12 protein-coding genes are annotated in these 16,473 nt (G+C 62.8%); 5 read left to right on the top strand and 7 right to left on the bottom strand.

The window, feature by feature from the left end:
- Positions 1-86: 86 nt before the first annotated feature.
- Both V3W40_RS27820 and V3W40_RS27815 read right to left on the bottom strand, forming a co-directional pair.
- On the bottom strand, positions 87-2,528 hold the full coding sequence (locus V3W40_RS27820) for a TonB-dependent siderophore receptor (RefSeq protein ID WP_141606147.1): 2,442 nt from the start codon (positions 2,526-2,528) through the stop codon (positions 87-89).
- Between the two features lie 101 nt (positions 2,529-2,629).
- Positions 2,630-4,282: a cyclic peptide export ABC transporter gene (locus V3W40_RS27815; protein ID WP_065927970.1), complete on the bottom strand. Its 1,653-nt coding sequence runs from the start codon at positions 4,280-4,282 to the stop codon at positions 2,630-2,632.
- A 200-nt stretch (positions 4,283-4,482) separates the two neighbouring features.
- Here V3W40_RS27815 and V3W40_RS27810 point away from each other — a divergent pair, with 200 nt between their 5' ends.
- Positions 4,483-5,313, top strand: coding sequence for a N(5)-hydroxyornithine transformylase PvdF (locus V3W40_RS27810; RefSeq protein ID WP_330216065.1), 831 nt, complete (start codon positions 4,483-4,485; stop codon positions 5,311-5,313).
- 122 nt (positions 5,314-5,435) lie between these two features.
- On the opposite strand, the gene pvdO is transcribed toward V3W40_RS27810, so the two are convergent.
- Genes pvdO through pvdM form a run of 3 tightly spaced genes read right to left on the bottom strand, consistent with a single transcriptional unit; the run spans position 5,436 to position 8,980 of the window.
- Entirely contained in the window at positions 5,436-6,308 is an 873-nt protein-coding gene (gene pvdO, locus V3W40_RS27805; RefSeq protein ID WP_074846332.1) for a dihydropyoverdine dehydrogenase, read from the bottom strand.
- A 32-nt stretch (positions 6,309-6,340) separates the two neighbouring features.
- A complete protein-coding gene (gene pvdN, locus V3W40_RS27800; RefSeq protein ID WP_065947712.1) occupies positions 6,341-7,612 on the bottom strand; it encodes a pyoverdine-tailoring periplasmic protein PvdN in 1,272 nt (423 codons plus the stop codon).
- A gap of 18 nt (positions 7,613-7,630) precedes the next feature.
- On the bottom strand, positions 7,631-8,980 hold the full coding sequence (pvdM, locus tag V3W40_RS27795) for a pyoverdine-tailoring dipeptidase-like protein PvdM (protein WP_065927966.1): 1,350 nt from the start codon (positions 8,978-8,980) through the stop codon (positions 7,631-7,633).
- A 142-nt stretch (positions 8,981-9,122) separates the two neighbouring features.
- Between pvdM and pvdP the strand changes: the two genes are divergently transcribed.
- Positions 9,123-10,754: a pyoverdine maturation tyrosinase PvdP gene (gene pvdP, locus V3W40_RS27790; RefSeq protein ID WP_330216064.1), complete on the top strand. Its 1,632-nt coding sequence runs from the start codon at positions 9,123-9,125 to the stop codon at positions 10,752-10,754.
- Here the strand turns inward: pvdP and V3W40_RS27785 are convergent.
- Positions 10,690-11,973: a methionine gamma-lyase gene (locus V3W40_RS27785; protein WP_330216063.1), complete on the bottom strand. Its 1,284-nt coding sequence runs from the start codon at positions 11,971-11,973 to the stop codon at positions 10,690-10,692. The genes pvdP and V3W40_RS27785 overlap by 65 nt on opposite strands.
- A 123-nt stretch (positions 11,974-12,096) precedes the next feature.
- Between V3W40_RS27785 and V3W40_RS27780 the strand changes: the two genes are divergently transcribed.
- Positions 12,097-12,567: an Lrp/AsnC family transcriptional regulator gene (locus V3W40_RS27780; RefSeq protein ID WP_065947715.1), complete on the top strand. Its 471-nt coding sequence runs from the start codon at positions 12,097-12,099 to the stop codon at positions 12,565-12,567.
- Between the two features lie 107 nt (positions 12,568-12,674).
- Entirely contained in the window at positions 12,675-13,112 is a 438-nt protein-coding gene (locus tag V3W40_RS27775; RefSeq protein ID WP_330216062.1) for a carboxymuconolactone decarboxylase family protein, read from the top strand.
- A 180-nt stretch (positions 13,113-13,292) separates the two neighbouring features.
- Here V3W40_RS27775 and V3W40_RS27770 read toward each other — a convergent pair whose 3' ends face one another.
- Entirely contained in the window at positions 13,293-15,440 is a 2,148-nt protein-coding gene (locus tag V3W40_RS27770; protein ID WP_330216061.1) for a TonB-dependent siderophore receptor, read from the bottom strand.
- A 191-nt stretch (positions 15,441-15,631) separates the two neighbouring features.
- Between V3W40_RS27770 and V3W40_RS27765 the strand changes: the two genes are divergently transcribed.
- The gene (locus V3W40_RS27765; RefSeq protein ID WP_330216060.1) at positions 15,632-16,411 is read left to right on the top strand and encodes an acetoin reductase; all 780 of its coding nucleotides are present in this window, start codon (positions 15,632-15,634) and stop codon (positions 16,409-16,411) included.
- The last annotated feature ends 62 nt before the right edge of the window (positions 16,412-16,473 follow it).

Below are 16,473 nucleotides of genomic sequence, written 5' to 3'. Positions count from 1 at the left end.
GGGGGGAGGGGCGGTGAAGCATCGCCCATAAAAAACACCCTGGGCAGGCGGGCTGCGCAGGGTGTCTGGAGGTTGCCGGGGTTAGATCAGAAGTCCCAGCGGGTCGACAGCATCACGTTGCGCGGGTCGCCCGAGTAGGACGACGTGTAGAAGCCGATGTTGGTGTAGTAGCGCTTGTCGAACACGTTGTTGACGTTGATCGAGGCGGAGAGGTTCTTGCTGATCTGGTAGCGCGCCATGGCGTCGACCAGCCAGTACGGGTCTTGGGAGAACCGCTGGGTGACACTCTTGCCGCGGTTGTAGACATCCTGCCACGCCTCACCTTGCCAGCGCGCACCGCCGCCGAGGGTGAGCTTGTCGAGGGCGCCGGTCAGCTTGTAGCTGGTGTAGAAATTGAGCTGGTCCTGAGGTTCCCAGGTGGAGAACTTCTTGCCATCGTCATCGCGGATCACCTTGTGGGTGTAGCCCGCCTGCACCTGCCAGCCTGGCAGCAGCTCACCGGAAATCTCGGCTTCATAGCCCTTGGTCTTGGCCTGGACGCCCATGTAGGCCCACTCGACAGGCGAGTTGGCCGGCATATTGTTGTTGTACTCGGTGTCTTCCTCGGCGCGATTGGACTCATGAATCTCGAAGTAGGCAAGGCTGGCATTCAGGCGGCCGTCATAGAACTCACCCTTCACACCCAGTTCATAGTTTTCGCCTTCGTCAGGCTCGACCATCTTGTTGTTGCGGTCGGGCCGCAGCTGCTGCGGCATGAAGATCGAGGTATAGCTGCCGTACACCGAGAAGTTTTTATTAAGGTCGTACACCACGCCCGCATACGGGATGAGTTTGCCGGTCTCGCGCGAGTCGTTGGTGCCGGTCAGCCGGTAGTCGGTCAGGCGCGAACCAAGCAACAGGGACAGGTCGTCAGTGAGGCTCAGGCGTGTCGAGAAGTAGACCGCTGCCTGGCGGGTGATGTCGTCTTTCTCGTGGGCCGGGCCCCATTGCGGTTCGAGGCTGTCGCCGTTCCACTCATAGAGCGGGAAGTTATTGCTGTCCCTGTAGGTCGCTTCGTAACCGTAATAGTCGTTGCCTTCCCAGTGCGAGCGCGAAACCGAAGAACCGACGACCAGTTGATGCTCGCGACCGCCCAGGCTGAATGGCCCGGAGAGGTAGAAGTCACCGTTGTTGCTGATGGTCTTGCCGGTGAACTTGGAGCCATAGACCGAGGCTCTGTCGGTGGATTTATCTATTGGAGAAGCGTAACCCAGTGGCGCGTTGTAGCCATTGAGCTGGTTGCTGTAGTTGGCCTTGGCGATCCAGCCGTTATCCAGCGCGTGTTCCAGGGTGGCGAAAACGCTGCGGCTGTATTGCCCCCAGCTGCTCCACTTCGGGCCATTGTTGTAGCCACGGTCAAAGCTGATCTCGTTACCTGCACCATCGAACAACGAGCGGCTGCCGGACCAGCTCGACCCCTTGGGATCGGTGTCCTGATAGTCGGCACCGACGGTCAGCAGGGTGTCCGGTGACAGGTCGAATTCGAGGATGCCGTAGTAGACATTGGTCTTGCGTTCATAGTGGTCGATGAACGAATGCTTGTCCTGGTACACCGCCACGGCACGCCCGCGCACGTTGCCGCTTTCGGTCAGCGGGCCGCTCACGTCCAGCTCCGAGCGGTAGTTGTCCCACGAGCCGGCGCCCAGGCCCACATGCCCCTGGAACTCGGCGGTCGGCTTCTTGCGCACCAGGTTGATGGTGCCGCCCGGGCCGCCGGCGCCGGTCATCAGGCCGGTGGTGCCCTTGAGGATTTCGACGCGGTCGTAGATCGCCATGTCGCTCAGGGTCTGGCCGGCCGAGTAACCTTCGTTGCGGGTGGTCGGCACGCCGTCGTACTGGAAATTCTGGATCGGGAAGCCCCGGGAATAATAGTTGGTGCGCTCGCTGTCGAAGGTCGAGACGGTGATGCCCGGTGTGTGGCGCATCACGTCGTCGATGCCGTTCAGGCCGAAGTCATCCATGGTCTGGCGGGTGACCACGGAAATCGACTGGGGCGTCTCGCGCGGTGTCAGCACCATCTTGGTGGCGGTGGCGATGGTGCCTGGCGTGTAGGAACCGGAACCTTCGGTGATGGTACCCAGTTGGTTGGCGTTGATCTGGGTGGCGCCAAGCTCGAGGGCGCCGCTACCGGAGCCGGGCGCGTTGATGATCATCGAGCTGCCTTGCAGGCTGTAGCTGACGCCGGTCCCTCCCAGCATTTGCTCGATCGCCCGTACCGGGTCCATCTTGCCGCTGACCGCCACGCTGTGCTTGTTTTGCACGGTTTCCGGGCTGTACAGGATTTGCAGGTTGGTCTGTTGGCCAAATACCTGCAGCGCAGTACTCAACGGCTGCGCGGGGATGTTCAATTCGAACTCTTGCGCCTGCACATAACCCGCCATCGACAGGCTGGCCGCCAGGGCCAGGCTATTGGGCAGAGCGTTGAATTTCAGGGCCCGCCGCATGGAAAGTGCGGTGCTCAATGGGCTGAGGGCAAGCCGTACTGGCATGGTGTTGTTTCTCTTTTTTAAGTGTTGGCAGATGGGTACTTAATGCGGTTAATTCTCATTGCTGCATATGAGACGTTCGCACTCGCATAAACCGGAAAAAATTATGCGGGCTCCAACTCCGCAACGACTTTCCCTGCACTCAAGCGCACCAACTGGTCGGCAATATCGAAATAGCGGTCGTCATGGCTGATCACAATGATGGTCTTGCCCAGGCGCTTGAGGTCCGGCAGCAGTTCGGTATAGAACACGCGGCGGAAGGCCGGGTCCTGGTCGGCGGCCCATTCGTCGAACACCAGCACCGGGCGCTCTTCCAGCCAGGCGTTGACCAGTGCCAGGCGCTTGCGCTGGCCGGTGGACAGGTCGGTGGTGCTGAATACGCCGTCCTTGACGCTGACCTTGTGCGCGATTTCCAGGCGCTCCAGGTACTTGGCGGCGCTGTCCAGGGACTGGGTGGCGCTGCCCTGGACCAGGTCGTCGAACAGGTAGTAGTCGGCGAACACTGTGGTGAACAGCTGGCGATAGTCATCGCGCGCCGGGTCGGTCACCGTTTCGCCATTGAGGCGGATTTCCCCGGCCTCGGGTTGATACAGGCCCAGCAGCAGCTTGATCAGGGTGGTCTTGCCGCAGCCGTTCTCGCCGACGATAAACACGATATCACCCTGCTTGATGCTCAGGTTGATCGGCCCCAGGTGGAACGGCTGGCTGCCTTCCACCGGCGGCGGGCTGTAGCTCACGCCGCGCAGCTCCAGGCTGTGCACCACCGGTGTCGGCGCTTCGCTGCCGTCCATCAGCAGGTGCGGTTCGGGGGAAGAGAAGCGTTCGGACAGTTCGGTGATGCGCGCAAACGCAATGCGCGCCTTGCCGATGATCGGCAGGTAGCCCACCACGTGTTCCAGCGGGCCCTTCATGTACAGCAGCACCAGCACAAAACCGGTGATCACCGCCGGGTCCGGGTTCGGGTTGTAGGCCTGCATCGCCAGCGCCAGGCCGATGACCACAAAGAACAGCATCGAGCCGAAGGTCTTGGCGACGATATAGATGTTCACCGAACGCACCTGGATATCGCTGATACGGTCGGCGGTTTCCTGGATGCGGTGGGTGTTCATGCGGTAGCGGCGGGGCCGGTGGATGCGCAACTCCTTGGCGCCGGAAGCGATTGCCGAGTAGTAGCGTTGCAACTCGTCTTCCTGGTCGCGGGCTTCGTCGAAGCCACGAATGCCCTTGGCGCCGGCGATGAACTGCACGCTGCTGCCGATGATGATCGCCACTACCATCATCAGGAACATCGGCACCGAGAGGTACGCCAGGTACCCCAGGCAGCCCAGGGTCACGGTGGTGGCGATGGCCAGCGGGGTGAAGGCAAAGGAGAAGTCGCTGATGGTGTCGACGTCATGGGTCAGCACCGGGATCAGGCGGTGGGAGCGATACTGTTCGATCTGCTCGATGGGCGCCGACAGCACCTTTTCGCCGAGATCCTTGCGCAGGGCGGCGATGATCCGCTGGCCCACGTAGTTGGTGCCGATATCGGAGACGATCGAACTGGTCAGCGCCAGCACACACAGCGCCGCAAAGCTCAGGATCACGCCCTGGGTCATACCGGTGGAAGAGTGCAGCGCGTTGTTGATGGTCGCCAGCAACAGCGTGATGGCCAGGCCGCCGGCCATGCCCAGGGCGATGGAGACCGTCACGATGGTGCGAAACGGCCTGAGCAATGCAAGCAAACCTTTGAAGGCGCCGCGCTTGGGGTCGGTCATAAGTACTTCCCGGAAAGTGAAAAAGAGGGGGCTGGGCACACAGACCCTTACCCATGACAAACGAAGTGTTGGCGCGACGATTTAGCTCGGTGTGCCCGGCGGTGCGGTTGGTGGATAAATTGACCGGCATCTGGTTCGTTCTTGTGGTGTAGGCGCACGCGTATTGGCGCGTGCCTGATCTATCCAGCGAGAGCGAAACAATGACGAAAAAGAACCTGGTGTACGTGTGGTCCCTGCGCAATGCCGCTGCCGACAAGGCCGGCCAGCCGGTGGCCTACAAGGACCACGAGCGCTACATGAAGTCGGTGCTGGAGTTTCTGGTGGGGTCGCTCAACGACACGTCACTGGGCGAGGCCTACAACCTGGTGGGCGTGGTATATGACGACGATGAGCAGAACCCGCGGGACCAGCAGTTGGTGGCCGACTACGGCTTTGCCTATAAGCCCGGCCGCCAGTGGCTGTACCCGGCCGACCTGCGGGTGCAGGGGCGCCTGGTCAACGATCTGCTGCTGAGCGTGCCGTCCACCTATCGGCGCCTGCCTCGGGGCAGCGCGGAACACGTCGCTGGCAAGCAGGATTTCGAACGGCGCCTGCACGACACCCTGGTGGAGTTGAAGGCCGATATCGTGGTGCTGGACGGCCTGCTGGTGATCCTCGATGAACTGGTGCGTCCGGGCGCACCGTTTGCGCGTCGGATCATGAACATTCACCCCGGTATTACCCGTATCGAATCGCCCTATGAACGCCGGGGTGCCTACGCCACCTGGAATGCCTTGTACGGTGCCCGCGGACAAGCCGTGGTGGATTGGGCGACCAAGCAGGCGCAGCCGTGTGAACCGCTGTACCTCACCGGCGCCTCGTTCCACTACGTGGACAACGGCATCGACTCCGGCGAGGTGTTCCACGACGTACTCAAGACCGAGATCTCGCCGGACGACACCATCCTCGAATTGCGCTGGAACAACTTCAACAACAGCCTGTTCCCGGCGCTGCATGAAGGTTTGGAGTTGTTGGCGCAGAAGGGGGGCTAAGCCGCGCACGATTTGACTGTGGGAGGGGGCTTGCTCCCGATGACGGAGTATCAGTCAATGGCGATGTCGACTGCCGCACCCCATCGGGAGCAAGCCCCCTCCCACATTAAATCCCGTCAGCTTTAGAGATCGCGCACTACCCTGAAGCCAATCCAATCCCCCCGCGTTTGCGGGTAGATGTTGTTGCGGTTGCCCGAGCGTGAAAACACCGGCGCTTCGCCCCAGTCATTGCCACGAATCTGGTAGCCCTCGCAGTTCGGCTCCATCCACGCGCTGCCATCCGTCGGTGCGCCGACATAGTTGGGGTGCTCGCAGTCGGCCACCCGCTCATAGACATTGCCATGCATGTCGTACATGCCAAACGCATTCGGCGGGTAGCTGCCTACCGGCGAAGAATAGCTGTACCCGTCCGCCGGCCCGTAGGTGTTGGCATGCTTGGCGATGCTGTAGCCCTTGCCCTCGTCGAACGGGAATGGGAATGGTCCGGCGGAGCCGGCGCGCGCGGCGTATTCGCGCTGGGCCTCGCTGACCATGTGGTACTGCTGGCCGGTTTTTTTCGACAGCCAGGCCACATAGTGCTTGATGTCGTCCATGTCCATGCACACCGCCGGCTGGCGCGGGCCCTGGGGATAGCGTGGCTTGCTGGCGATGCATTCGCGGCCGGGGCGGGTGTCGCCGTCGGCGATCTTCACTCCGGTCTGGCGGATATAGCTGTCCCATTCGCCGGCGGTGATGTGGAAGCGGCTCATGGCGAACGGCTTGGCGAAGGTCACGTCATGCATCGGGCCTTCGTCCGGCTCACGGCCGACTTCGTCTTCCGGCGTCCCCATGGTGAAGGTGCCGGCGGGCAGTACCACCATTTCCGGACAGTCCTTGCAGTCCTTGAACACTTTGCCCGGTTGCGGCGTGGCGGCCTGGGCCAGGCCCGGCAGCAGCGCGCCGCACAGGGCGGTCAGTGCCAGGGTCGTCAGGGGGTTGAGTCGCAGTGGCGTCATAGGGGCCTCTCGTGCAAAGGGAAAAAGGCGCGTCACAACCGCTGGCTGAGCAGGGTCATGAAACGCTGGATTTCGTCGGAGTTGTTGAGCAGGCCGGGCGCCGTGCGGATCACCGGGCCGACGTCGCGGTCCACCGCGTCGATCACCACGCGGTTCTTCTGCATGTAGGCTGCCACCCGATCACTGTCCTGGCCCTTGACCCGGAAGAAGGTAAAGCCGGCAGACAGTTCTGGGCTGCGCGGCGTGACCAGTTCGATCTGCGGGTGCGCCAGCAATTGCTCCTTGAGTTCGGCGTTCAGTCCATGGATGCGCGCCTGGACCGGCGCCTTGCCCAGTTGCAGGTGCAGCTTGAAGGCCTCATCCGCCGCCCAGCGATGCTCGAAAGCGTGATAGCCGCCGGGGGTCATGATGGTGGCGAAGTCCTTGTCTTCGGAGAAGGTCGGCACCATGGGCGTGACGTAGGTGTTTTCAGGGTTGCGCGCACACACCAGCCCGGTACCGCGCGGACCGAACATCCATTTATGGGTGCCTGCGATAAAGAAGTCGCAATGCATGTCTGGGAAGTCGAGGTTTTCCACGCCGAAACCATGCACGCCATCCACCACATAGAGGAGGCGGTCCTTGTCATCGCGGTTGCGGTTGTGCGCCGCCACCAGCTTGCCGATCTCGCCGATGGGCAGTTTTACGCCGCTGCCGGACTGTACCCAGGTCATGCCCAGCACGCGGGTGTTGGGGCGGATATTACGCTGGATATTGGCCAGCACCTCGTCGGCAGAAACCTGGCTGGCCCGCTCGAACAGCTTGATCCGGCGAACCTGGGTGCCTTCCTTGAGCACGCGAAAATCCAGCACGTTCTGGGTCGCGTAATGCTCATGCACGGTGGTGAGGATTTCCTGGTCCGGGCGCACCTTGATGCCGCCATAGATCATCGCCAGGCCTTCGGAGGTGCTGCCGGTCAGGGCGATCTGCGCCGGGGTGGCCTTGAGGTAGCGGCCGGCCCATTCGCGTACCTGGCCTTCGCGCTTCCAGGTTTCCTCCAGGTCCCAGTCCATGGCGAGCCCTGGGTTGCGGTCGATCTGGGCGCGGTAACGCTCGATGGCCTCGCGTACCGGCCTGGGGTGCGAGGCCACCAGGAAGTTGGAGAAGTGCAGGTAATCCGGGTCCTGGTTGAACAGCTGCTTGAACACCGTCCATGGGGCATCCGTGGTGGTGGCAGCCAGTGCCTGCGGGATGAGTGCAGCGCCCAATGGCAGGCTGGCGGCGAATATCCCGGCCTGCTTGAGAAACGTACGGCGGTCAGTCATGGACTTGCTTCTAGGTGATTAGCGGTTGGCCAAGGGTTTGGCGGCTTTTTGTACCTGGTCCCAGACCCGCAGGAAGTTACCTCCCCACAGCTTGGCGATGTCGGCTTCGGAGTAGCCGCGCTGGATCAGTTCGGCGGTGACGTTGCGGATTTCGCCGACGTTGTTCCAGCCGTCGATGCCGCCGCCGTCGTTGAAGTCCGAAGCGATGCCGACGTGATCGATCCCGATCTTGCGCACGGTGTAGTCGACGGCGTCGCCCCAGTCCTTGAGCGTGGCCTTGGGTTCCTCCTCAAGAATCCCGTACAGCCCTTGGGCGTACTGGCCGAACTTCTGCTCCGGCCATGCCGCGATGATCGCGTCCCCCGGCATCAGGGCCATGGCCAGGTTGGGCAGCGGCGGCAGGTCGAAACGCGCGCGCAGGGTGTTGAGTTTGTCCTGGGTCGGCTGGCTCAGGGGGCGTATGTAGGCCGGGAAGCCCACCACCTGCACCACGCCGCCACTGTTCTTGATCAGTTGCAGTTCCTTGTCGCTGAGGTTGCGCGGGATGTCCACCGACGCGCGCGGTGCCGAGTGGGACGCCACCATCGGCGTGCGACTCAGCTGCGCGACTTGCTCCAGGGCCTTGGTCGACATCTGCGACACGTCAATGATCACCCCCAGGTCATTGAGGCGCTGCACCGCTTGCTTGCCGATGTCCGACAGGCCTTCGAGCGCATCGACGGAATCATTGAAAAACGGCAGTGGGCGCGATGAGTCGGACCAGGCGTTATTGCCGATATAACTGAAACCGAACATGCGCATGCCCCGGGCGGCCCACAGGTCCAGCTGATTCAGGTCATTGCCCAGCGGGTAGGCGTTGAGCATGCTGATAAAGATCGCGAACTTGCCTTCGCCATGCAGGCGTCGAAAGTCATCCGGGGTATAGGCAATGCCGACTTGATTGGGAAAGTCACGCACCATGCCGGAGATGATCTTGTAGCGCACCTCCTGCTCGTGGCGGGCTTCCTCGACAAAGCCGTCAGTAGGCTTGTGCGGGGCGTTGGGGCCATTCCAGATTTCCGGCCAGCCGAAGATCGTCAGGGCTGCGCCGGACAAGCGACCGCGTGCCGCCTTGGCCAGGTCGAACTGGCCGCTGCCGTCCTTGTCCGCCTCGTTGCCGGCGGTGCCAAAATCCATGGGAACGGTGATATGGCTGTCGAACGACAGCAAGCGGTCCTGCAGTTCATTGGCCTGCTTGATCACGGCCAATGGGTAGCCGGCATTGCCCTTGAACCAATGATCCCAGGCCAGGAAGCCTGCGCCGGCACCGATGGCCAGTGCCAGCGGCAAGCCGATGTACAGCGCCTTTTTCGAACGTGGTTTTGTCATTGCCATCTCAGTCAGTTGAGGCCTTCGCTATCAGGGAAGAACGAGTGGTGCGCGGGGAAATTTAGGCGGCACGGGCAGGGCGGTAAATTTCCCCGGCCTGCAAACGTTCTAGCTCTGATAAAGCCGTTTCCTAAGGTAGACAATGACCATCTCTCGACGTGGGTTCATCGCAGGCCTGGCGCTGACCGGCGCGGCTGTGCCTGCCGCCTTCTATGCCCATCGCGAGTTGACGCGCGAAGAAGAATTCCCCATCACTCCCGGCGAAGCCACCGTGGACCTGGCCGACACCGCCGGGCAGCACCTGGCCAACACCTTGCGCGGGGTGTGGAGCCTGCGCCTGGAAGGCCGCGACGCCGGCCTCAAGGGCCTGCCGCTGCACGGCCTGGAACTGCTGCTCGACATCGCCCCCCGTGGCCGTGGCCTGCGCGGCTACCTGGACACCGCCGCCAACCTGCGCGCCGACGGCGAACCGCGCTACCGCGTGCTCGGTGACCTGCTGACGGGCGAGGGCGCCTTGCTCTACTGGCGTCTGATCGACCGCGATGCCCTCGACGGCCGGCCCGCCTATGAGTTCAAGATGACCCTCGATGAAGTCTGGGCCGACTTCGCCAACGCCGGCAGCAGCACCCTCAGCGGGCACATCCTCGACCTGGATCGGCCCCTGGCCTTGACCGAACGTGACAACCGCTTTATCGCCCACAAACAGCTGTTTCCCGAAGCCCGCCAACGCATCGGCCTCAACCCGAACCTGCTGGCCTGGCTGATTGCCCCGAAGCACCGCCTGTTTCACCAGCTGTGGCACGCCACCCGTGACCAGTGGCACAAACTCTCCGAAGAAAAACGCAACGCCCTGCGCGGCATCGGCTGGCAACCCGGCCCGCGCGGCAAGGAGCGTGACGCCCGTGGCAAACACAAAGACCGCAACGGCTCGGGCATCGATTTCTTCTTCATGCACCGGCATATGCTCGGCACCGCGCGTTCCATGCAGGATCTGCCCTCGTGGCCCGCATTCCCCGAACCGCAACCGGCGCTGGAGCGCGATCGCCTAGGCTTCCTGCGTTACTTCGACAACCACGACGGCTTCGCGCTGCCGCCCACCTGGTCAGCCCCGGACGACAGCGAATACACCCAGTGGGTCAGCGACATCAAGGCCGCCGAGACCTACCACAGCAACTTCCAGGTCTGGGAATCGCAGTACCGCGACCCGCGCTACCTGGCCAGACTGACCTTGGGCCAACTCGGCTCCGAGATGGAACTGGGCCTGCACGACTGGCTGCACATGCGCTGGGCCTCGGTGCCCCGCGACCCGTCCAACGGCGCGCCGGTACCCCTGGCCCGCGACCCGGCAGACTTTGCCCCGCGCTGGTACGCGGCGGAAAACGACTTCCTCGGCGACCCGTTTTCATCCCATGTAAACCCGGTGTTCTGGCACTTCCACGGTTGGATCGACGACCGTATCGAGGACTGGTACCGCGCCCACGAACGCTTCAACCCCGGCGAAGTCAGGCGCCTGGACGTCAACGGCGTGGCCTGGTTCGCCCCGGGACGTTGGGTCGAAGTCGGCGACCCGTGGCTGGGCCCGGACACCCATGGCTGCAGTACCACCCCGGGGTTGCAGATGGGCAAGTCGATGGAGATGGACCCGGAGACCATGAAGCTCGCCTTGCGCATTACCTTTGGCGAGGACGAGAACTTGTTGCAGGGCCTGTTCAAGCGCGTGCCGAAGCGGCCCTGGTATGCGCGGCATCTGAAGGTGAAGGCGCGAGAGGCTTGAGCGTTTGGCGTGACACGGCGCGGGTGCACTTGGCCAGCGCCTGCTGCACGTCCGCCAACAGGTCGGCGACGTCCTCAAGCCCCACCGATAAACGCACCAGGCCTTCGCTGATACCGTGATGCGCGCGTTCTTCAGGGGTGTAGGTGCTATGGGTCATGCTCGCCGGGTGCTGGGCCAGTGACTCGGCGTCGCCCAGGCTCACCGCGCGGGTGAACAATGTGAGGGCGTTCATGAAGCGTCGTCCGCTGTCGATCCCGCCCTTGAGTTCGAAGGCGATCATGCCGCCGGCCTGGCTCATCTGCCGCGCCGCCAATGCGTATTGCGCGAAGCTGCGCAGCCCCGGATACGTCACCCACTCCACGGCGGGATGCGCCTGCAAGGCTTCGGCCACGGCCTGGGCGTTGCTGCAATGGCGGTCCATGCGCAGGGCCAACGTCTTGAGGCCGCGCATCAACAGAGAGGCGTCCTGGGGCGACATCACCGCGCCGGTCAAGTCCTTGAGGCCTTGCAGGCGAATGCGCTGGGCCAGGGCCTGGTTGCTCACGGCAATGCCGGCGGTGATGTCGCCATGGCCGCTGAGGTACTTGGTGGCCGAGTGCACCACCACATCGGCGCCCAGTTCCAGGGGCCGTTGCAGGTACGGCGTGCAGTAGGTGTTATCCACCACCACGGTGACGTTCGGCTGTTGATGGGCGAGGGCGGCCACGGCGGCGATGTCCACCAGTTGCAGGGTGGGGTTGGCCGGGGTTTCGCAGTAGACCATGCGGGTGGCGGGGCTGAGTGCCGCTTGCAGGGCCGCCAGGTCGGTGAGGTCCACGTGACGCACCTTGATGCCGAATTCGCCGATACCGTGATGCAGCAGGGCGAAGGTGCAGCCGTAGAGCGTCTGGCTGACGATCACCTCATCGCCTGGGCGCAGCAGGGTCCAGAACGTCGCGGCAATCGCGCCCATGCCCGAACTGAACGCCACCGCCGCTTCGCCGTTTTCCAGGCTGGCCATGCGGGACTCCAGCAGCGCCAGGGTCGGGTTGGAAATGCGCGTATAGAAATGGCCGCCGGCCTCACCGGCAAAACAGGCGGCGCCGTATTCGGCAGTGGGAAAGGCAAACGTGGCCGACAGGTAGATCGGCGGCACGAGTGCGCCGTGGTGGTCCTTGGGGTCGTAGCCGTGGTGGATGGCACGGGTGGAAAAGCCGAATGCATTGTGTTTAGTGTTCATGTCGGGCACTCCTTATTTCCTACAATGCTATGCTTATAACCACGGCTGGATTTTCCAAACTTTGCCGAGAAATCCCTTGTCCTGGGATGAAAACTCGCTAAAAACAATAAACAGAGGCACGTCATGCCCATCACGCTGGATCGCACCGACAAGGCGTTATTAAACGCCCTGCAAGGCAATGCCCGTTTAACCGTGGCCGAGCTGGCCGAGCGCGTGTCCCTGACCACTTCACCGTGCTGGCGACGGGTCAGGAACCTGGAGGAAAGCGGGGTGATCAGCGGCTACCAGGCGATCCTCTCGCCCAAGGCGCTGGGGTACGGGGTGACGGCGTTTGTCAGCATCATGATGGAGAGCCACACCCAGGAAATCGCCCGGGCGTTCGAGCAACGCCTGTTGGATATTCCGGAAATCGTGGCCTGTCATAACGTGTCGGGACGCTATGACTTTTTGCTCGAAGTGGTGGCCAGGGATCTGGAGTCGTTCGGCGAGTTTGCGCGGGAGGTGTTGCAGACGCTGCCGTGCGTCAAGGAGATTTATTCGAGTTTTTCCTATAAGTCGGTGCGACCGTTGCGGGTGATTCCATTGCCGGGTTGATCGCACACCGCTCCATTGGTCACCTGTTCTTCCCCGCAATTGGCTATTTCTCCCCTACGGCCCGGTGGCTAACCTAGCCACCACTTCCCACCGTTCCGGAGTTCCGCATGCAAGCCCGTACCGATTTCTACACTGCTTCCCCAGACGCCATGAAAGCCATGCTCGCCCTGGAAGCCGCCGTCGGCAAACTGTCCATCGAACTGCCATTGCTGGAGCTGATCCGCCTGCGGGTCTCACAGATCAACGGCTGTGCCTTTTGCCTGGACATGCACACCGCCGATGCCCGCAAGGGTGGCGAGACCGAACGTCGCCTGTACACCTTGTCGGCCTGGCGCGAAACGCCGTTCTTCGCTCCGCGTGAGCGCGCGGCATTGGCCTGGGCCGAGAGCCTGACGCTGCTGAGCCAGACCCATGCCCCGGACGCAGACTTCACCGCGCTCGCCGCCGAGTTCAGCGCCCGGGAGCAAGTCGACCTGAGCGTGGCCATCGCCACGATCAACAGCTGGAATCGCCTCGCGGTAGGTTTCCGCAAGATGCCTGAATAAGGCGGTTGAAGACGGCTCTTTTGTGGTGAGCGGGCTTGTCCCGCGCTGGGCTGCGCAGCAGCCCCAAAACCAGGCGCAGAGGAGTGCCTGATATACCCCATTCGTCTTCATCAGGGGCGCTTCGCACCCCAGCGCGGGCGGTGCGACGATTCGCAAGCCCGCTCGCCACAGCAGTAAGTGTCAGAAGTTCACCGAAGCACTCAGGCGCGCCGTCAGCGGCGCGCCCTGGAACAGATAGTCATCGCCCATGTACTCGCCCGCGTCGCGCCAGTAGCGCTTGTCGAACAGGTTGTCGACGCTCAGGCGCAACACCGTCTCGTAGCCGTCGACCTTGGTGGTGTAGCGGCTGCCGATGTTGACCACCGCATAATCCCCCACCTCCACATTGCCGCTGCGGTTGGCGTACTTCTTGGCGCTGTATTGCACGCCGCCGAGCACCGCCAGGCCATTGACCCACGGCAACGCATAATCGGCGTACACACTGGCGCGCAGCTTCGGCACGTTGATCGCCTGGTGGTCTTCGTATTCCGGTGTGCCGCTGCCGCTTACCCGTGCACGAATCGCCGCCACGCTGGTGGAAATCTGCAGGCGGTCGGTGGCCCAGCCGTTGGCCGACAACTCCACGCCGGTGTTCTTCTGCTCGCCCTGTTGCACATAGGTAAAGGTAGCGGCGCCATCCGGCCTGGCGTACTGGTAGGCCTGGCGTGTCTGGAACACAGCGGCGGCGAAGCTGATGCGGCGCCAGTCGTATTTCACCCCGGCCTCGATTTGCCGCGAGGTGGTAGGGGCCAGGGTTTCATCGGCGTTGCTGGCAAACCACGGCGCAGTGCCGCCCAGGGACAGGCCTTTGCTGTAACTGGTGTACAGCGAGATATTTTCTACGGGTTTGTAGATCAATGCCGCCTGGGGCAGAAACACGTATTGCTGGGTATGGCGGGCCTGGTTGCCAGTGACACCGTCGAAGGCTTTTTCATCCAGGCGCACTTCGCGGCCACCGAGGATGGTTTGCCATTGCTCGTTGAAGCGGATGCGGTCGGTGACGAACAGGCCGTACTGGCGGCTGTCGAGGGTGCGATGGCTGTCGTTCAACGGCTTGTCGGTGGGCGTGAACGTCGGCGCGTCAGCGTCGATATTGGCCGTGCCGATGTACTCGTTGACGGACTTGCGCTTGTCGATCACCCGGCGAAACGCGCTGGTGCCGAAGGTCAGTTCATGGCCGATGCCGGCGGTGTCGAACAGGCCGGTCATCGCCGCCTGGACTTCATCGTCACGGCGGGTATCGTCGGGGCTGCGGTAGTCGTAGACGTCGTAGTTGCCTGCGGGCGTAAAGTGGTTGCCGACACCGTTGGTGTCGCCGCCCCAGGCAAACGAACTGTAGTCATCGATCACCACCTTGCTGCGCGCGGCGCTGACGCTGCCTTTCCACTGGTCGCTGAAGCGGTATTCGAAGGTGCCGTTGAGGTTCAGCGAATCGATGCCGACCTGCCTGGAGCCGCTCTGGTGGCCCAGCAGTTTTTTCGGCGAGGCGTCGTGGGGCACCTCGATGCCGCCCAGCAACTGGTAGCCCGGTACCGAGCGCTGTTGCTTGTTCTGGTATTCCGCGTCCAGTTGCAGCACCGCGTCGGGGCTGATGTTCCAGTCGAAGGCCAGGGACACGAAGTCGCGCTGGCCGTTGGCGTGCTCCACATAGGAATTAAGGTCTTCATGGGCGACGTTGGCGCGCAGGCCGAATTGCTGCTCGCTGCCAAACCAGCCACCCACATCGGTGGCGATATAGCCACTGCCGCGGTCATCGGTGGACACCGTCACCGAGCGCACATCTTCCGGGCGCTTGGTCACGTAGTTGATCACGCCGCTGGGTTCGGAAATCCCGCTCTGCAAACCGGCCAGGCCCTTGAGCACTTCCACCTGCTGCTTGTTTTCCAGGGCGACATTCTGCTCGCCGGTGATGGTGCGCCCGTTGATCTTGTAGCTGCTCGCCGCATTCAGCGAGAAACCGCGCACCACGAAATTTTCGTAGTAGCCGATGGGGGCGTAGCTGTCGCCCACCGAGGCGTCGTTGCGCAGCACTTCACTGAGCAGGCGCGCTTGCTGGTCCTTGATCAGCGCGGCATTGATCACCGTGATCGAGGCCGGGGTGTCCAGCAGCGGCGCCTCATTGAAGCCACCGACCGAAGCGGTGTCTGCGCGATAGCCTGACGCGTCCTCGCCCTGGACCTGCACCGCCGGCAGCTCGAGTTGTGCCGCCCAACTGTTGCCGATCCCGCCGCTGAGCAGCAGGCCGAGGGCGAAACGTGTACTGACGACAGGACGAAAACGCAAAACCATGGGGGAGGGCCTTAAAGCGCAGGGCGGGGGGCGCATAAGCTAGGCATAACGGCCAGGTTTTACAAGCGTTCGGTACACGGGCGTGCGCTGAGACAGGGCGTCTCAACGCCTATGCCAAACCCGTTGCGCCTCGACAGCCCGTGCGCGTACCTGCGATAGACAACGTTCTCTCATCGTTGCAGGAGATTGTCATGAGTATCGCTGGAAAAGTTGCGCTGGTGACCGGCGCCGGGCAGGGCATTGGTCGGGCCATTGCCCTGCGCCTGGCACAGGACGGTGCCGACATCGCCCTGGTCGACATCAATGGCGCCAAGCTCGAAGCCGTGGCTGCCGAAGTCGTGGCCCTGGGGCGCAAGGCCTCGGTGTTTATCGCCGACGTGTCCAAGCGCGACCAGGTGGTGGCGGCGGTTGAACACGCACACCAGGCCCTCGGCGGCTTCGACATTATCGTCAACAACGCCGGGGTTGCGCAGATCGACGCGCTGCTGGACGTCAGCCCGGAACAGGTCGAGCGCACCCTGGGCATCAACGTGCAGGGCGTGTTGTGGGGCATCCAGGCTGCCGGCAGGAAATTCAAGGCGCTCAAGCAAAAGGGCAAGATCATCAATGCCTGCTCCATCGCCGGCCATGAAGGCTTTGCGCTGCTGGGCGTGTACTCGGCCACCAAGTTCGCCGTGCGCGCCTTGACCCAGGCGGCGGCCAAGGAACTGGCGAGTGCCGGGATCACGGTCAACGCCTATTGCCCGGGCGTAGTGGGCACCGATATGTGGGTGGAGATCGACAAGCGCATGGCCAAGATTACCGGGGCTGAAGTGGGTGCGACGTATAAGAAGTACGTGGATGGGATTGCCTTGGGCCGTGCGCAAACGCCGGAGGATGTGGCGGGGTTGGTGGCCTACCTGGCGGGACCGGACGCGGATTACATGACCGGGCAGGCGCCGTTGATCGATGGCGGGCTGGTTTACCGCTGATCTCCCAAGGCCGACGGTATTAAATGTGGGAGGGGGGGGGCGACGATTCGACTGCACCCGAT

The sequence above is a fragment of the Pseudomonas sp. AM8 genome (assembly GCF_036346475.1).
Taxonomy (GTDB): domain Bacteria; phylum Pseudomonadota; class Gammaproteobacteria; order Pseudomonadales; family Pseudomonadaceae; genus Aquipseudomonas; species Aquipseudomonas marginalis.
This window is presented reverse-complemented; position numbering and strand designations above follow the sequence as displayed.

Excerpts from the sequence above, each read along its gene's own strand:
- V3W40_RS27815 (WP_065927970.1), bottom strand. The coding sequence starts at position 4,282 with ATGACCGACCCCAAGCGCGGCGCCTTCAAAGGTTTGCTTGCATTGCTC.
- V3W40_RS27765 (WP_330216060.1), top strand. The coding sequence starts at position 15,632 with ATGAGTATCGCTGGAAAAGTTGCGCTGGTGACCGGCGCCGGGCAGGGC.
- V3W40_RS27770 (WP_330216061.1), bottom strand. The coding sequence starts at position 15,440 with ATGGTTTTGCGTTTTCGTCCTGTCGTCAGTACACGTTTCGCCCTCGGC.
- pvdP (WP_330216064.1), top strand. The coding sequence starts at position 9,123 with ATGACCATCTCTCGACGTGGGTTCATCGCAGGCCTGGCGCTGACCGGC.
- V3W40_RS27785 (WP_330216063.1), bottom strand. The coding sequence starts at position 11,973 with ATGAACACTAAACACAATGCATTCGGCTTTTCCACCCGTGCCATCCAC.
- V3W40_RS27810 (WP_330216065.1), top strand. The coding sequence starts at position 4,483 with ATGACGAAAAAGAACCTGGTGTACGTGTGGTCCCTGCGCAATGCCGCT.
- pvdM (WP_065927966.1), bottom strand. The coding sequence starts at position 8,980 with ATGACAAAACCACGTTCGAAAAAGGCGCTGTACATCGGCTTGCCGCTG.
- V3W40_RS27775 (WP_330216062.1), top strand. The coding sequence starts at position 12,675 with ATGCAAGCCCGTACCGATTTCTACACTGCTTCCCCAGACGCCATGAAA.
- V3W40_RS27780 (WP_065947715.1), top strand. The coding sequence starts at position 12,097 with ATGCCCATCACGCTGGATCGCACCGACAAGGCGTTATTAAACGCCCTG.
- pvdN (WP_065947712.1), bottom strand. The coding sequence starts at position 7,612 with ATGACTGACCGCCGTACGTTTCTCAAGCAGGCCGGGATATTCGCCGCC.
- V3W40_RS27820 (WP_141606147.1), bottom strand. The coding sequence starts at position 2,528 with ATGCCAGTACGGCTTGCCCTCAGCCCATTGAGCACCGCACTTTCCATG.
- pvdO (WP_074846332.1), bottom strand. The coding sequence starts at position 6,308 with ATGACGCCACTGCGACTCAACCCCCTGACGACCCTGGCACTGACCGCC.